Below are 14,136 nucleotides of genomic sequence, written 5' to 3'. Positions count from 1 at the left end.
GGAAATCATGACAGGGCATGGTTTCTCCGACTTGCCTTTGAGCGAAGTTTGCTTAGCATTTGACGACTATGACGGATCTGATCCGGGGCTTGGCGTTGCTCCACTTTGCAAACTTGGTGTCGACTCTCGGTGGCGACGCCGACTCCCTTTTGCGAGCGCACGGCGTCGATCCAGACGCGGCAGGTAGCTATGAGCGGTTCGTCACCTACAGGGGCTTCGCCGAAGTTATCGGTTCGGCGGCGGTTGAACTTGATTGCCCCGACTTCGGTATGCGTCTCGGCCGCAAGCAGGGGATCGAAATCCTCGGTCCCGTCGCGCTCCTGATTCGCCATTCCGAGACCGTCGCCCACGCACTTGACAGGGTGTCGCGATATCTATATTTCTGCGCGCCGCCTGATACCACTTTGCTCACCCGTGGATCGCGATCGGCAGAATTCACCTTCGGAATCGCCCGGCGGCAAATTGCGTATCGGGATCAGATGGTCGAAAAGAGCCTCAGTATCGCGATGGATGCCTTCCGACTTATGCTCGGCGAAGGTTTTGTGCCGCTTCGTGTCACCTTTCAGCATCGTCGCATCTCGGCTTCCGAGAGGTATAGCGACGTGTTCGGCTGCCCAGTCCAGTTCGGAAGCGATGTGAACTCTATTCATCTGCCCAGCGGCGCGCTGAATGAACCAATCCGCGGGAGGGACGCGATGGTGCTCTCATTGGCAGAAAACTACCTCGCCCAGACCGGCCCCACTTTTTCCCTGAGCCATCACGTTGAGGAAATGATCCATCGGCTTTTGAACCTGAACCGAGCCACCCTCGTAGAGGTCGCAGACGAGATGGCCGTTCATCCTCGTGTACTTCAGCGCAGACTTGCCGAATCAGACACGTCATTCGAGGAAATCTTGGACGACGTGCGGCGCGCCCTAGCCTGGCAGCTGTCGACGACGGGCATGCAGATTTCGCAAATCGCGGCAAAGCTCGGATATTCCGAACAGAGCAGCTACGCTCGAGCTTGCCGGCGTTGGTACGGCGAATCACCCCGGCAACTGATCGAGCGCCGTCGGAACCTGACCGACGCAAGTGGAACCGCCCAGAGATTTGAGAACGCGCTACCTTTTTGAGTAGGCGAATGCTGCATTGTTAGGGTGGCGGAACGGTGAAGCGGTATCGTCCTCGCGTGTATGTCCAACGGCTCGACGCATGCCAAAGCGCATCGCCCCGGATCACCTGAGGATCTCACGCAGCCAGACGGCGCACTGGCTTGACGCGCTCAACGGCCAAGTCACGTTCACCCAATGGCTCCGCGTCGTAGTTCAAATCGGAGGTCTCGGCGCAAGCGCGACTGCCGCTTGGCCGCCGCTGTCCTTCGTGTCGGCACTCTTCCGTGCGCCGCAACATGTGCACTTGTGCACGAGGTTGCCGTTGAGGCTATCCGTACGCGCAGCGCCGCGTGGCGACCCCCAATCACGGGCCTGCGCCATGGGCTGAGCTACGAGCTACTTGCCCGTCTCGGGCAGTGTCCTCGCTGCCGAATAGCAAGCGCAAAGCCTCTTGTGACACGGGACGATTAGGCCTCGTGCGACACCGAAGGTCCCTTGAACCGCTTGGGTCCTGCGACCACGGCAGATAGAAAGAGATCGATCGAGAGTTCGATCATCTGCTGCTTGTCGAGACCGCTGTCCGTTCTCGGAGTGCGGCCCGCCAGTATGAGCGCCGCAACACCGTGTTCCATAGACCAAGCTGCGTGCGAAAGATACTGCAATTGGCCCTTGGCCCAGCCGCTCTCGAGCGCCAATTCGAAGATCGAATCTGAAAAATAGGAGTACGACACATTGCTCACTGCCTCGACATCACCTCGGAAAAACTCCTGCAGCAATCGCGGCCCCGTCATCAGATCGAACAAGCCGGCGTGCAACTCCGCGTAGCGCACGTAGCTCAGCATCATTTCACGGGCCCTGGCCAGCGCGTCAAGATTCATTGCCGAGATCTTCACGCGTTGCTCAGCCAACTCCTTGAATCCGCTGGACGCGATGGCAGCCAGCAATTCTTCCTTTCCCGTGAAGTGGCGCGATGGCGCTGCTTCAGACACTCCGAGTCGTCTTGCCAGCGCGCGCAGGCTCAGTTCGCTCGCACCGTTTTCCTCGAACATCTTGCGCCCCTCCTCGACGAGCGCGTTGCGCAGGCCGCCGCGCTCGTAGGCGGGCTCGCTGAGTTGCGGGGGCAGCGCACGGGGCTTTTTGGAGCCAACGCGGGGAGTCGCTCGTGGGGGTGTTCTGGGCAGCTTGATGGACATGGCGATACGGTTTTCAACGTGATCGATCTTACAAGCGACATCTTTCGGTGCCTGCTTCAAACATAGGTGTTAACACTGATAACAGAATCTGTTAACATCGTTATCATTGCTTTCATACAAGGAGAAAGTATGAGCCCAGTTGCATATGAAAAGGATGGCGCCGTTGGCATCGTCACCCTGGCGAAGCCACCCCACAACCTGATTGACAACGCGATGCTGCAGGCGCTTGCGGCCGCGTACGAACAAGCCGTCGGCGAAGGTTGTCGCGCTATCCTGCTGCGCAGTTCCATGCGTCACTTCTGCGCGGGTGCCGACCTCAACCTGCTTCCTGTTGAACGCTGGAGTCAGAGCGAGCTGGCTCGCCTCTGGGCCTTGTTGGAAGACGTGCCTGTGCCTACTGTCGCAGCGGTCCATGGCGCCGCGCTTGGCGGTGGCTTCGAACTGGCGTTGATGTGCGACATGATCGTTGCAGCGGACACCGCGACCTTCGGAATGGCGGAAGCCTCACTCGGCCTGTTGCCACTGCTCGGCGGCGTTCAGCGTGTGGTGCAACGCGCCGGCGTGGCTCGCGCCAAGGAGATGGCGATGTTCGGGCGTCGCCACGATGCGCGTGCGCTGGAACGTTGGGGCGTGATCAATCTCGTCGCGGCGGAGGCCGAGTTGGCTGCCGCGTCGCTCTCGTGGGCACGACAACTGGCAGCGGGTGCCACGGTGGCGTTCCGCAGCATCAAGACGGTGGCGAATCTGGCGGCACGAGGGGGCATCGCAGCAGGCGATGCACGACAGGAGGAAGTCAACACGGTGATGTGGAACAGCCGCGACCAGAAGAGGGGCCTCGATGCCTTCGCCGCGACTGGGCCGGGCTCCGCAGTATTCGAGGGGAACTGAGATGAGCGCCGCCCCACTCGAAGGCCTGCGCGTGGTCGACTTCACGCGCGTGCTGTCCGGACCGAGTTGCACCAAGACGCTGCGCGACTTGGGCGCCGAAGTGACCAAGATCGAGCCACCCGCCGGTGACCTGGGCCGCGCAGGTGTACCGCATGTCGGCACGATGTCGATGTACTACGCGCAGCAGAACGCCGGCAAGCGCAACATCAGCCTGGACCTCAATTGGCCTGAGGCGCGCGAAATCGTCGGGGACATGTGCCGTAGTGCCGACGTCATCGTCGAGAACTTTCGCCCGGGGACGCTGGCACGCTTTGGCTTTGGCTACGACGACGTGGTGAAAATCAATCCAAAAATCGTCTATGTTTCGATCAGCGGGTACGGACAGACGGGACCTTGGCGTAATCGACCGGCATTCGCACCGACAGTCCACGCCGAGACCGGACTCACAGACATTCTGCAGAAACATTACGAAGGCGCAATGGTCGAACCGCGCAATGATGCCTGCAGCCATGCTGACGTGTACACCGGACTGCAAGGCGTCATCGCCGTGCTGGCCGCCCTTCGGCATCGCGAGCGCACCGGTGAAGGCCAGTACGTGGATGTGTGCATGGCCGCCACGATGCTCTCCGTCAACGAACGCGCCGGCGCCCTGTTGACAGGTCTGGATGTCAAGGACGAACCCTACGCATTGAGCGCAAATGAGTCGCCCCTGTTCGAGCTGCCAGATGGGCGAAAGCTGACTATCGCTTCGAGCCCAGTGGCTTCGCCGATGTTTCTCAAGTACTGCTCGATGATGCGTCGGACCGATCTCTTCACGGACCCGCGATTCGCATCAGCGACCCAGCGCAAGGCAAACCTTGAGAGCCTGATGGCCGAAGTCAAGGCGTGGATCCTGACTTTCACCGATCTGGATCTGCTGCAGGCGCAAGTGAGTGAGGCAGGTCTTGCGATCGGCATCGTGCGCAGCACGCAGGATCTGGCTGAATCGGAGTGGGCCAAGGACTGGGGAGCGATCGTCAACGTGGACGATCGCGACGGCGGCACGGTGCGCATGCCTGGCCCGCCCTGGCGCTTTGGAAGCTCCGAGTTGCCGGCACCTGGCGTGCCCTACTTCCAAGGAGAGAGCAACAGTGCGGTCCTGGGCGAACTCGGGCTCACGGAGGAACGCATCGAGGCGCTCCGCACGCAAGGGGTACTGCGCAGCCGTCGCAGTCTCAGCGGTGCGTTCGACTGAAGGTGAGTCGAGCCATGCGCGAAATAGACCTTACCCACGACGCCTCGGCCACAAGCTGGATACAGAGCGCGAATTCGGACGACACCGACTTCCCGATTCAGAATCTGCCCTTTGGCGTCTTCCGGCGATCGGGCAGCGATGAGCCTTTGCGCGGGGGCGTCGCTATCGGCGACCAGGTGCTGGATTTGGCAACGCTGAGCCAAGCAGCGGACCGGGACGGCCTCGATGGCATCGCACTGCAAGCGGCAAAGGCATGTGCGGCCCCGGCACTCAACGACTTCTTGGCGATGGGACCGGCCGCGTGGCGCGCGCTGCGCCACGCGCTCTTCCGATTGCTCCGGCAAGATGGCAAGAGCGACATCGATGCGATTCGTCAAAGCCTCTGCCCGATGGCCGCCGCCGAACTCGCGCTACCGGCACGCATCGGCGACTACACAGACTTCTACACCTCAATCCACCACGCTCGAGCCATCAGCGCCCTGCTCGCGCCGAAGGGAGAACTGCCGAGAAACTTCCAGTGGGTGCCCACCGCGTACCACGGCCGCGTTTCCTCGATCGGCGTCGCGGGCCAGACCTTCCGACGTCCGCATGGACAAGTCCTTCAGGAAGGTGGCGTCACTCCGGAATATAGGCCTTGCCAGCGACTCGACTACGAACTCGAACTCGGTCTCTACATCGGTGTCGGCAATGCTCCCGGCGAACGCGTCGCGCTGTCCTCCGCGGAAGACCATGCCTTTGGCATCTGCTTGCTCAACGACTGGTCGGCACGCGACATCCAGGCATGGGAGATGACGCCGCTCGGGCCCTTCCATGCCAAGAACTTCGCCACGACGGTGTCTCCCTGGATCGTCACCCTGGATGCGCTTGCCCCCTATCGAGAACCCTGGACGCGTTCCGCCTCGGATCCCCAGCCCCTGCCCTATCTGCAAGATGACGGAAACCGGGCGGCTGGCGCGCTGGACATTCGCCTGGAAGTCCTGATTGAGACCGATCGAATGCGCTCCGGCGAACGGCCGCCCCAGACCCTGTCGCGCACGACGTTCGCTCACCACTACTGGTCGATGGGTCAGATGATTGCGCATCACACGGCGGGTGGCTGCAACCTGCAGGCGGGCGACCTGCTGGGTAGCGGCACGATCTCAGGCCCTAGCCGGGCAGAGGCCGGCGCACTGATCGAACTGGCGCTGGCCGGACAGATGCCTGTCCAACTGAGCAACGGCGAAAGCCGCAGCTTTCTCGAGGATGGCGACTCGGTCATCTTCCGCGGCTGGTGCGAGCGCAAAGGCTTCCGGCGCATCGGCTTCGGCGTCAATCATGGCCGGGTGTTGCCGGCCCGACCGTAGCGTCGTCGCGCGCTCCGCCTTGTTGAGAACACCCCAAAGGAGACAACCATGAAGTTCGTTTGCAAACTCGGCCGTCACTTCCTGACCGCCTGCATCGTCGCTGCCGCGACGCTGCCACCGGTCACCATCGTTCACGCGCAGGTTCCATCATCTCGACCACTCGTGATACGCGTTGCCTACCCGGCCGGTGGACCCGCTGATGTGGCAGCGCGCAAGATTCAGGTACCTCTGCAGGCCGCACTTGGAAAACCGGTCATCATCGAGAATCTGCCTGGTGCCGGCGGTTCGATCGCAGCGAACAACGTGCTGACCGCGGCGCCGGACGGGCAAACGTTGCTCGTGACGACAGGCAATGACATGATCCTGTCGCCGCTTGCCTTGTCGCAGGTGAAGTACAAGCCCGAACAGTACCGCCTGCTCGCCACCATTCTGCCGACCGACTTCACGCTGGTCACGAGCGCCGATCATGCGTTTTCCGGCATTGACGCCCTCATCGAGCGGGCTCGCAAGAGCGATCAGAAGGAACTGACGATCGGTAGTTGGGGGCACGGTTCGGCACCCTACCTGGTGGGGGCGGATTTCAGCGCATCGACGAACGCACACGTCCTGGACGTTCCGTACAAGGGCGCGGCCCCCGTGATTCAGGCCCTGCTGAGCCGAGAGATCGATATGGCGTTCGTGCCGCTGGCGCCCAACGTACTGGAGCTCATCCGCACCGGCAAGATCAATGCGATCGGCGTCGCGAACACCAAGCGCAATCCTTATCTGCCGAAGGTGCCGACGCTGAGCGAGGGCAAGTACCTCAAGAACTTCGTCTACAGCGCCTGGGCCGCGGTCTTCGTGCCCGCGTCCGTTCCCGAGCCAGTCGCCGCATCACTGCACAAGAGCCTGGCGGAAATAACGGGGAGTAGCGATTTCCAGAGCTTTCTCAAGGACTCGGCCGCACTGCCCGTAGAGCCGATGACTCCTGTGCAGTCCGCCGCGTTCTACCAGGCCGAAATCGACAAGTTCCGGCGTATCGCGAAGGCCGTGAAGCTCGAGCCGCAATGACATATCCGTCATCGACCCGTGCGTGACCTGACTGGACACGTATGACCACAACTTCACCAAAACGGTTGCACGCATGCATGACGACATCAGCCGAAATGATCGAGGGAACGCCCACCGAAAATTCGGTCATTGTCGGTGGTTGCCACGGACTGATCGTCGTTCCTTCTGCGCAGATGACGGACTACTATCGGGCACAGGGTTCGGTTGCTGCAGTGGGCCTCCTTCTCCTGTTTCTGGTGCTGGCGTCTTTGTCATAGCGTTCGCGGCAACGCGCTCACCCCCGGCATCCGAGCCCATGAACATGAAGTTCTTGTGGCCCAGAGAAGTCACCCCGGTTGTCTGAACTTTCCCCGATCTATAGGTGGACTTCAGGGGGCCAACGGTGCAGAGTTGGCCACGGCGGTAGTCGGCGCTTGCGACGAATCGACCGGCGCGGTGAGCAACTCGGGGCGCACCAGGGATTTCATCTTTCGCGGCCAGCTTCAGTGTCGGCAGGCTGGCGAAGTGGGCTCCGTCGGGCGTGAGCCGATCAAGGTTGGAGTTGGGACGATACGCAGGCGTACCAAGCCAGGTAGTCGGCAATGCCGGCGCGCGCGGCGCTCGCGCTGTCATAGGCTTTGAGGCACAGGCGCTCGTACCGCATGATTCGCCAAACGCGCTCCACGAAGTCGTTGTCGCGCCGGGCACCGCGACGCATTGGCGTCGCGTTTTAAGCGGGTAGGGGCGTCGCGGGCACCCCTCGGTCGCGCCGGTAAGTCCCAGCGTTTGAATTCCTCCGCGGTTCGAAGAAAAGAAGCCCATGGCAGCCTCGATGCCGCTGTCGGCGAGCTGCACCCCAGTGAGTTTGAGGAAAATTTCGGCGCCAGCTACCATCGCGAAATGCGTGAGATCGTTGCTATCGCCTAGATGACCTAGAGGGAACATCCGCCCCTTTAGCTCGCTCAGACCAGCCCCCAACGAGAGGTCAAACCGGGTATAGATTCCCCGGCGCACAGCGTCCGCATCCACGCTCTCCGGCGTGATCACGCCCGCCGGGGTCGGGGAGTAGACCGCGAAGCCTGCGCGCTGGATCGGTAAGCCCCCACGCATTGACGGCGGCCCACCGTTGATTTCGAGCGAAGCCGCTGTCTTGCCCCTCTTCCAGGCTTCGGCCAGGACCGTAGAGCAGATTGCTGTTCGGCGAATATGGCCAGCAGCCATCGTGGCTCATTTCAACGATCTTGTGCCACGCCCACAAGGACCTAGGCAACTTAGCAGTCTTCGAAGCTTCCAAGGCACGCGGGGACAGTGCGTTGAAGCTGATGCCGAGCGGAAGCATCAGCCCTTTTGCGAACCGTTGGTCCTGACGTTCATGCCCCACTCGTCGTGGCGGTAGTCCGCACTTGCGATGCCGAAAATTGTGTCGACCATGAGCAGCGCGTGATGGCCGGCGGCATCGATCGTACGATGCGCGGCAGCAATGTCAAAATTCACCCCGGTGGAAGAGGGCATCGATGAGGTGCATGGCGAGGTTGCTCCTGCGGATAAGCTGGCGCTGGTCGAGCTCCTCCAGAAGGAAGGCCACGTGGTGGCGATGGCCGGCGACGGCATCAACGATGCGCCGGCGCTCGCCAGGGCCGATGTCTAGCGCAGCGCTCCGCATAACCGAAGTCGACAGTACACACACGCTCACCCGACTCGGCTTCCTGCATCACATCGAAGACACCGGACGATATCGTCTAGGAATGGCGACGCTCGCCTTGGCGCGAACGACCTTCGACCGCCTGGAAGTCTCGTTGTGCAGGACGCAGACGGCTTTGCTTTTCTGAGCTCCATCGCTCCATCGGCCCGCAAGCGCTCTTCGAATATGCCCGCTTCCACGCACCGCTGCGAATCGGGGTGGCCGACGGAAACGCGCAACCCAAACTTTCGGAGTGCTTGGTACGCTATCTGAGAAAGTCTGTACCGAGCAGATAGTCTACTGTTCGATTGAGGTGAGTGCCTAGCAGCTCGCACGCGAGTTCCGTCTTCCGTTCAACAACCGCTTTCGCTAACTCTTCATGCTCGCTGTTGAGGTCACGCTCACGGTTCGCATGCAGCAACGATAGCCATCGATATCTCTCACTGTGTGTGAAAAGAAGGTCGCGGGCCCGGAGTAGCCAATCGCTGCCGCAAGCATCGATAAGCGCGCGATGAAACTCAGAATGCGCGTCAGTGACCGCTAGTACATCTTCTGCCTCGGCCGGCCCAAGAATCGACAAACGCTTAAGGCGGTGAAGCGCAGACATGATTCTGCTCTCCCACTCTACATTGCCCAATTCGATCGCCTTTCGCAGACAAATCCCTTCCAGTTCGACTCGCGCACCTGCGAGATCAATGAACTCGCTAGCAGATACGGGCGCGACGCGGAAGCCCCGCTGCGGCTCCGCGACAACTAGCCCCTCCGCGGATAGCCGCGACAAGGCCTCTCGGATGACCCCAGAGCTCACGGAGAGCGCATCACCGAGATCGGCGATCTTCAACTTATCGTCGGGCGCATACCGACCTTTAAGCAAATCGGCTCGCAAGACCTGATATATCGAATGAGTGATGCTGCTGTTGCTTGGTGAGATACCCATATCTTTGTCCGCGCCGAATTAGAAACTATGCTGCCGTGCCGATGCTGACCCAAAGGAGAAAGCTGACGCCATGCTGGACGACTGCTCGTCACGCGAGGCGCCCTCGCGAGAGGGCCTCAGATGGTGCTCAGGAAGGGACTGTGGCCGTCATCGATGTCGTTGCTTATGGCATCCGTACTCCAAGCCCGCTTCAGGATGATCATGCGCGGCCAGCCGACATAGGCGCCCGGCTGCCAAAGTCGGATCCCGGTAGCGGGTGAGCGCACAAAAGGCCCATCACCAAGACCCTGCATCGCCTCACTCCTTCGAAAAAATATAGGATATCCTATGCGTTTATCGATATTATATCACAATGTCGTACAAATGGCGGAGAAGGGCGATAAGGTGGAACTTTTCGGGCTTCAGAGTGGCGCGCAGCATGGACTGGGTGTCTCAATGGGAGGCGAAGATTCGCGTGTCCTACGGGAGGATGGTCCAGACTTTCCGAGCCGCCTCGGTCCCAGTCGCCTCCACGGCTTGGGTAGCTCGGCACGCGAACTGTTTGCCTCGGGTACACGTGCGCTTCGAGTTCAAACGGCTGTCGCCGCCATCTTTCAGAAGGTGTGGCGGATTTGCATCGGGCTGAACTATCGTGACTACCCGGGCGAGAGCGGGTTCAGGGTTTCCGAGTATCCATCGGTGTTCTCACGCCTTGGTTTCCTAAGCGCCGGAGACGGCGTGACGATCATTCGTGCCACTAATCCCGAGCAATTCGACGGAAAGGGCGACCTGGTTGCCATTTTGGGCGAAAGCCGGCGCCACTTCTCGGGTGACGCAGTCTTGTTACACATTTCGGGCTATTCGATTTTCAACGAAGCCTCTGCGCGTCATGTCCAATGCGCGAACGCCACAAATAGGCGCTTGGCACGAACGTCGATGGCGCTTGCGCATTGGGCATGCGGCATATCTCACAACCGCAGCTGCTTTTCCGGAAGGAGCTCGCGGGCCCCTAATCGCGCCAGGCGAGCATTTCAAAGACGCCTTTTCCGGAGCGGAACAGATCCCCACGCGCAGAGTCACTCCTTAAAACTAGCCTAGACCAGAAGGGCGAGAAATGAGCAAACTTGGCCGGAATGAGCTGGAGACGAGTAGCGCTTTCCGTGTTGAGAACGTAGTCCTTCAATATGCTGACCAGCATTGCCGAGTCGATCAAAAAACCTCGAATTCAGACTCATTATCCTGCGCAGAAACGATGGCTGGTGAAAAAGCAGAAGAGAAAGAAAGTGATGACCCCAATGCATATTGGTACTGCTCACCCGAAGAAGCACTCATCGTTGGAAGCTGCTGTGGTCTGGTCTTGATTCCCGTCGGCGATTTTGATGGATATCTGGCTGGTCAGGTCTTTATGGCCAAGCTCTCAATCTGCATTCTTGCAATCGTGCTGTTAGGACTGTCTATCTTCTGAGTCGAGAGGGTAGCCAAGTCTCAGTGCTGGCATTTCGTTCTGCTTCCGCAGCGAACCAAAAATTCTGTTTAGATCTCGGGATAACCGCGAAGCGACTCAATGGCTTTTAACCGGCCGATTTTATAGATTTCCCTACGGAATCGGCGGGGATTCTTTGGATTTTTCGTTGTTATAAGTCGCTGCATTCATCAGTACTCTCATCGTGCTTTGAAGATGATTTGTAAGGAGATCCACAGCTAGCCGAGCATCCCTTGCTATTGTCGCTGCCGCAATTCCTTCGTGCTCCGCCCCGATGTTTCGTTCACTGGGTGTAACAGGCAACGCAATCGCTCTGAATCGCTCGCTCTGAATATAGAGCATTTCCCGCATTCTCAAAAACCAAATATTTTGACATGCGCGAACGAGCGCTTGATGAAACAATGCATGCGATTGAACCCATTCCGGAGATGCATTTACTGGACGAGAGCCTTTCTCCTCTTTCGCGCGGCGCAATGCATGAAGCGCTGAAACGATATCAGATTCCCATCGTATGTCGCCATGTAAGATTGCATCGCGTAGACACATCGATTCAATGGCTATTCGTGCCTCGGTCAGTTGTTCGAATTCTGCTAGCTTTAGCGGGGCAGTTCTAAAGCCTTTTTGTGGCTCTGCGATGACAAGCCCGTCTGCAATCAGTCGAGAAAGCACCTCTCTTACAAGACTTGGGCTTGCACCGGTGTATTCGCTGATGTCCGAAATCTTTAGTTTCTGATCCGGTTTAAAAACTCCCGCCACGACATCTTTTTTTAGACGGCGGTATATTCCTTCGGTTAACGTTTCGCTCAGGGCAGACTTCATTCGGCGACTATATTGAGCTCAGAACCTGCCCTCGGGCTCTCACGTTTCCCCGATGAACCGAATTTTGTAGAGGTACGGTGCATCCCGGCGCTACGAGCGGGGGCAGCACGTAGGGGCGGCAAAATCCAGACTCGCCGAAGAGCAGCTCAACTACGATGCGCCTGGTCTACCGCGGGACGCCGGCGGCGGATATGTCTGGCAGATCAACATCGCGGAAGGCATGATCGTACTGATCTAGGATTGAGAGTGCGTAGTGGGTTAACGTAGGTCAACGGTTAGACCGGCCCCACGGCACTGCATTGTGGTCGATCTGACGGTGAAAGGCTACACGTGCAGCGACCTGACGGTGACTCTGTCGGCGCTTCCGCTGCAGGCAGTCGCCAGCATGGCTCTGATTGGTCAGCGGCGCTTCCAGATCGCCTGCTCGGATCACATGGGCTTAGATCGCTGAACGGGTCGCTCAGTACGCGAATTGAGGCCCCCGGGTCTTGGACATGCGTCGGTGCCGCTATACCTAGGTCTATGCGCGACCATTTGCCGATGCTGCTGACCGCTCCACGGAAATGCTTTCGCGTTTCGGCTGGCGCTGAGGCGAGGAGGGCAGGGCGCGCGGGGACTCTGTGCAGGCAGTGGCCGAGTGCTCTTGCGGGTGCGATTTTGTCCCGTGCCCCCATCAACATGACTCAAGGCAGGAACCGGATACGGTAATGCCGCCCCCGCACGGAGCTATGAGTGGACGGGCGACCTCACCAGGCCCGACCGCGCCGTTGCGCTGGGTGGCGAGGCGGGCACCATCGATCACCACCGAGGGGGCTGGACAGCACGAGAGGCCTGGCTGCGTACACCCTCATACGTTCGACATGGCGAGCTGGCGACCTCGTAAAACAGGAGTTCATGGGCCGCATCCACAAACCTGTTGAAAAAATAAATTTTTCTGTGTAATATCGATAACAGGCTGGCGCAACCGAGCATCGTCCGACGCTGGATGAGTGGGAGGTGACCGTTGGTCGAGGTCTGGCGGCTTGACCCTTTGGGTCAATCCTCGTAATCCAACACGCCCAGGAGACAAAAGTGTTAATCCATCATCCGCTCACTCCGGTCAAGAAAATTTCAGCATGTTTGAAGGCGGTCATATTCAGTCTGATCGCAATGGCTTTCTCTCTGCCGCAATACAGCGCTGGTAGCGAGCAATATCCGTCAAAGCCAATAGTGATCAAGGTGGCGTTTCCGGCCGGAGGTGGAATAGACGGAGTCGTCAGGCAAATTCTCGCAGCGCTTCAAAGTTCGCTTGGTCAACCCGTCGTAGTTGAAAACCTTCCGGGCGTAGGTGGTGCTATTGGCGCCATGAACGTCGCGAGAGCGTCGTCGGACGGATACACGCTGCTTGCCCACGCGAACGATCTGATTCTCGCGCCACTTGTGTTGTCATCCGCCCAATACAAGGCGAGCGACTTTAGGTTGATTACCCCATTAGCTCGCAGCGACTTCATTCTTGTAGCTCGGCCAGGGCTTGCAGGAAAAAAGCTCAAAGACTTAGTTGAGATGAGTAAAACAGCGCAGGGAGGGCTATCCATTGCGCACCAAGGTCTTGGATCTCTATCGCATTTAGCCAGTGAGGATTTTGCATCGTTCGCCGGAATGCGAATCACAGGAGTGCCCTATAAGGGAGGGGCGCCAATCATTCAGGATCTTCTTGGGAACCATGTGGACTTAGCCTTTTTGCCTATTGCAGCCAACAGCGTTTCTATGATCAAAGAAGGCCGGATCGTTCCTGTCGGCCTAGCTGCATCGCAACGCAACGCCGAGATTCCCGACGTCGTAACTCTCGCGGAGGGGCGTGATCGCACGTTTGAATACGCCTCCTGGAGTGTGATTATGGTGAAGCGGGATGTGCCTGAGAACGTTGCCGAAAGGCTAAACATCGCTATTCGCAAGGCGATCGAAACGCCTGAATTCCAGAGATTTGCCAAAGATAGTGCCGCCAAGCCATTCGGTATGTCGCTGAAAGAAGCTGATGTCTTTTACGCATCAGCTATCAAGCAGTACGCAGATATGGCGGTCAAGTTCAAATTGCAGCCGCAGTGATCTCTAGAAGCGCGGTCTTTGCCGAAAGAAATTTTTGTAGCTCGGAGTGCACCGCGGCTGGCTCCAAATTTTATGTGACCCAAAGTATCTAACGTATGACAGAAAGAGGCGGAATTGTGAATGATTTGATTAAGCATAGTGTTGACGGCCCAGTTTCCATTTTGTCGATGGAAGCACGCCCGCACAATTTTATGAGTATTGCATTTTTGGACGCGGTACTGGATGGTTTGTCCGCAGCTGAGTCCGCAGGGTCACGAGCGGTCATTCTGCGCAGCGGTCTCAAGAATTTCTCTGCAGGCGCGGACGTCGACTATTTGAATGAAGTGCGAAGCGCCGCTATCGCGGGTCGCGCACATCCGTATGACCTTCCCGGC

Annotated in this window: 15 protein-coding genes and 2 pseudogenes; 12 read left to right on the top strand and 5 right to left on the bottom strand. The window is 58.9% G+C overall.

The genetic code is table 11. The annotated features are described in order from the left end of the window. Positions 1-68: 68 nt before the first annotated feature. The gene (locus QTI05_RS00085) at positions 69-1,112 is read left to right on the top strand and encodes an AraC family transcriptional regulator (RefSeq protein WP_286622431.1); all 1,044 of its coding nucleotides are present in this window, start codon (positions 69-71) and stop codon (positions 1,110-1,112) included. A gap of 446 nt (positions 1,113-1,558) precedes the next feature. Here the strand turns inward: QTI05_RS00085 and QTI05_RS00080 are convergent, their stop codons facing one another. Beyond that, positions 1,559-2,284 carry a TetR/AcrR family transcriptional regulator gene (locus QTI05_RS00080; RefSeq protein WP_286622430.1) on the bottom strand — a complete coding sequence of 242 codons (726 nt, stop codon included), beginning with the start codon at positions 2,282-2,284 and terminating at the stop codon, positions 1,559-1,561. Between the two features lie 129 nt (positions 2,285-2,413). On the opposite strand from QTI05_RS00080, the gene QTI05_RS00075 reads away from it, so the two are divergent. Genes QTI05_RS00075 through QTI05_RS00055 form a run of 5 tightly spaced genes read left to right on the top strand, consistent with a single transcriptional unit; the run spans position 2,414 to position 7,056 of the window. Next, complete coding sequence (locus tag QTI05_RS00075; protein WP_286622429.1) at positions 2,414-3,172, top strand: enoyl-CoA hydratase/isomerase family protein; 759 nt, start codon at positions 2,414-2,416, stop codon at positions 3,170-3,172. A gap of 1 nt (position 3,173) precedes the next feature. Continuing rightward, complete coding sequence (locus QTI05_RS00070; protein ID WP_286622428.1) at positions 3,174-4,406, top strand: CaiB/BaiF CoA transferase family protein; 1,233 nt, start codon at positions 3,174-3,176, stop codon at positions 4,404-4,406. Between the two features lie 14 nt (positions 4,407-4,420). Further along, positions 4,421-5,749 (top strand): fumarylacetoacetase, encoded by a 1,329-nt coding sequence (gene fahA, locus QTI05_RS00065; protein ID WP_286622426.1) that lies wholly within the window; start codon positions 4,421-4,423, stop codon positions 5,747-5,749. Between the two features lie 48 nt (positions 5,750-5,797). After that, positions 5,798-6,799: a tripartite tricarboxylate transporter substrate binding protein gene (locus tag QTI05_RS00060; RefSeq protein WP_286622425.1), complete on the top strand. Its 1,002-nt coding sequence runs from the start codon at positions 5,798-5,800 to the stop codon at positions 6,797-6,799. Between the two features lie 41 nt (positions 6,800-6,840). Continuing rightward, entirely contained in the window at positions 6,841-7,056 is a 216-nt protein-coding gene (locus QTI05_RS00055; protein WP_286623370.1) for a hypothetical protein, read from the top strand. 272 nt (positions 7,057-7,328) lie between these two features. Here QTI05_RS00055 and QTI05_RS00050 read toward each other — a convergent pair whose 3' ends face one another. Together QTI05_RS00050 and QTI05_RS00045 are read right to left on the bottom strand one after the other, a co-directional pair. Beyond that, positions 7,329-7,496, bottom strand: a complete 168-nt coding sequence (locus tag QTI05_RS00050; protein WP_286623317.1) for an integrase core domain-containing protein — start codon at positions 7,494-7,496, stop codon at positions 7,329-7,331. Between the two features lie 83 nt (positions 7,497-7,579). Beyond that, positions 7,580-8,302, bottom strand: a pseudogene (locus tag QTI05_RS00045) (serine--glyoxylate aminotransferase); the annotation flags it as partial. Here QTI05_RS00045 and QTI05_RS00040 point away from each other — a divergent pair. After that, positions 8,286-8,423 (top strand): annotated as a pseudogene (locus tag QTI05_RS00040) (HAD family hydrolase); the annotation flags it as partial. The pseudogenes QTI05_RS00045 and QTI05_RS00040 sit on opposite strands and share 17 nt — an antisense overlap. Before the next feature lie 301 nt (positions 8,424-8,724). Here the strand turns inward: QTI05_RS00040 and QTI05_RS00030 are convergent. Beyond that, positions 8,725-9,396 (bottom strand): GntR family transcriptional regulator, encoded by a 672-nt coding sequence (locus tag QTI05_RS00030; protein ID WP_286622424.1) that lies wholly within the window; start codon positions 9,394-9,396, stop codon positions 8,725-8,727. Between the two features lie 327 nt (positions 9,397-9,723). Between QTI05_RS00030 and QTI05_RS27810 the strand changes: the two genes are divergently transcribed. Together QTI05_RS27810 and QTI05_RS00025 are read left to right on the top strand one after the other, a co-directional pair. After that, on the top strand, positions 9,724-10,473 hold the full coding sequence (locus QTI05_RS27810) for a fumarylacetoacetate hydrolase family protein (RefSeq protein WP_353505936.1): 750 nt from the start codon (positions 9,724-9,726) through the stop codon (positions 10,471-10,473). A gap of 16 nt (positions 10,474-10,489) precedes the next feature. Then, entirely contained in the window at positions 10,490-10,840 is a 351-nt protein-coding gene (locus tag QTI05_RS00025; RefSeq protein WP_286622423.1) for an MmpS family transport accessory protein, read from the top strand. A 132-nt stretch (positions 10,841-10,972) separates the two neighbouring features. On the opposite strand, the gene QTI05_RS00020 is transcribed toward QTI05_RS00025, so the two are convergent. Then, entirely contained in the window at positions 10,973-11,677 is a 705-nt protein-coding gene (locus QTI05_RS00020; RefSeq protein WP_286622422.1) for a GntR family transcriptional regulator, read from the bottom strand. A gap of 301 nt (positions 11,678-11,978) precedes the next feature. On the opposite strand from QTI05_RS00020, the gene QTI05_RS00015 reads away from it, so the two are divergent. The 3 genes from QTI05_RS00015 to QTI05_RS00005 all read left to right on the top strand — a co-directional run. After that, positions 11,979-12,128 carry a hypothetical protein gene (locus QTI05_RS00015; protein ID WP_286657769.1) on the top strand — a complete coding sequence of 50 codons (150 nt, stop codon included), beginning with the start codon at positions 11,979-11,981 and terminating at the stop codon, positions 12,126-12,128. A gap of 620 nt (positions 12,129-12,748) precedes the next feature. Beyond that, positions 12,749-13,762: a tripartite tricarboxylate transporter substrate binding protein gene (locus QTI05_RS00010; RefSeq protein ID WP_286622421.1), complete on the top strand. Its 1,014-nt coding sequence runs from the start codon at positions 12,749-12,751 to the stop codon at positions 13,760-13,762. 116 nt (positions 13,763-13,878) lie between these two features. Continuing rightward, positions 13,879-14,136 (top strand): Clp protease/crotonase-like domain-containing protein (locus QTI05_RS00005; protein WP_506555335.1); only part of this gene is annotated, 258 nt, incomplete at its 3' end.

The organism is Variovorax fucosicus (assembly GCF_030316825.1).
Taxonomy (GTDB): domain Bacteria; phylum Pseudomonadota; class Gammaproteobacteria; order Burkholderiales; family Burkholderiaceae_C; genus Variovorax; species Variovorax fucosicus.
The sequence above is the reverse complement of the archived record's forward strand: the minus strand, read 5'-3'. Positions and strand labels throughout refer to the sequence as shown.

What these genes read in the sequence shown, in the direction of transcription:
- QTI05_RS00085 (WP_286622431.1), top strand. Translation starts at nt 69, where the DNA reads ATGACGGATCTGATCCGGGGCTTGGCGTTGCTCCACTTTGCAAACTTG.
- QTI05_RS00080 (WP_286622430.1), bottom strand. Translation starts at nt 2,284, where the DNA reads ATGTCCATCAAGCTGCCCAGAACACCCCCACGAGCGACTCCCCGCGTT.
- QTI05_RS00075 (WP_286622429.1), top strand. Translation starts at nt 2,414, where the DNA reads ATGAGCCCAGTTGCATATGAAAAGGATGGCGCCGTTGGCATCGTCACC.
- QTI05_RS00070 (WP_286622428.1), top strand. Translation starts at nt 3,174, where the DNA reads ATGAGCGCCGCCCCACTCGAAGGCCTGCGCGTGGTCGACTTCACGCGC.
- fahA (WP_286622426.1), top strand. Translation starts at nt 4,421, where the DNA reads ATGCGCGAAATAGACCTTACCCACGACGCCTCGGCCACAAGCTGGATA.
- QTI05_RS00060 (WP_286622425.1), top strand. Translation starts at nt 5,798, where the DNA reads ATGAAGTTCGTTTGCAAACTCGGCCGTCACTTCCTGACCGCCTGCATC.
- QTI05_RS00055 (WP_286623370.1), top strand. Translation starts at nt 6,841, where the DNA reads ATGACCACAACTTCACCAAAACGGTTGCACGCATGCATGACGACATCA.
- QTI05_RS00050 (WP_286623317.1), bottom strand. Translation starts at nt 7,496, where the DNA reads ATGCGTCGCGGTGCCCGGCGCGACAACGACTTCGTGGAGCGCGTTTGG.
- QTI05_RS00030 (WP_286622424.1), bottom strand. Translation starts at nt 9,396, where the DNA reads ATGGGTATCTCACCAAGCAACAGCAGCATCACTCATTCGATATATCAG.
- QTI05_RS27810 (WP_353505936.1), top strand. Translation starts at nt 9,724, where the DNA reads ATGCGTTTATCGATATTATATCACAATGTCGTACAAATGGCGGAGAAG.
- QTI05_RS00025 (WP_286622423.1), top strand. Translation starts at nt 10,490, where the DNA reads ATGAGCAAACTTGGCCGGAATGAGCTGGAGACGAGTAGCGCTTTCCGT.
- QTI05_RS00020 (WP_286622422.1), bottom strand. Translation starts at nt 11,677, where the DNA reads ATGAAGTCTGCCCTGAGCGAAACGTTAACCGAAGGAATATACCGCCGT.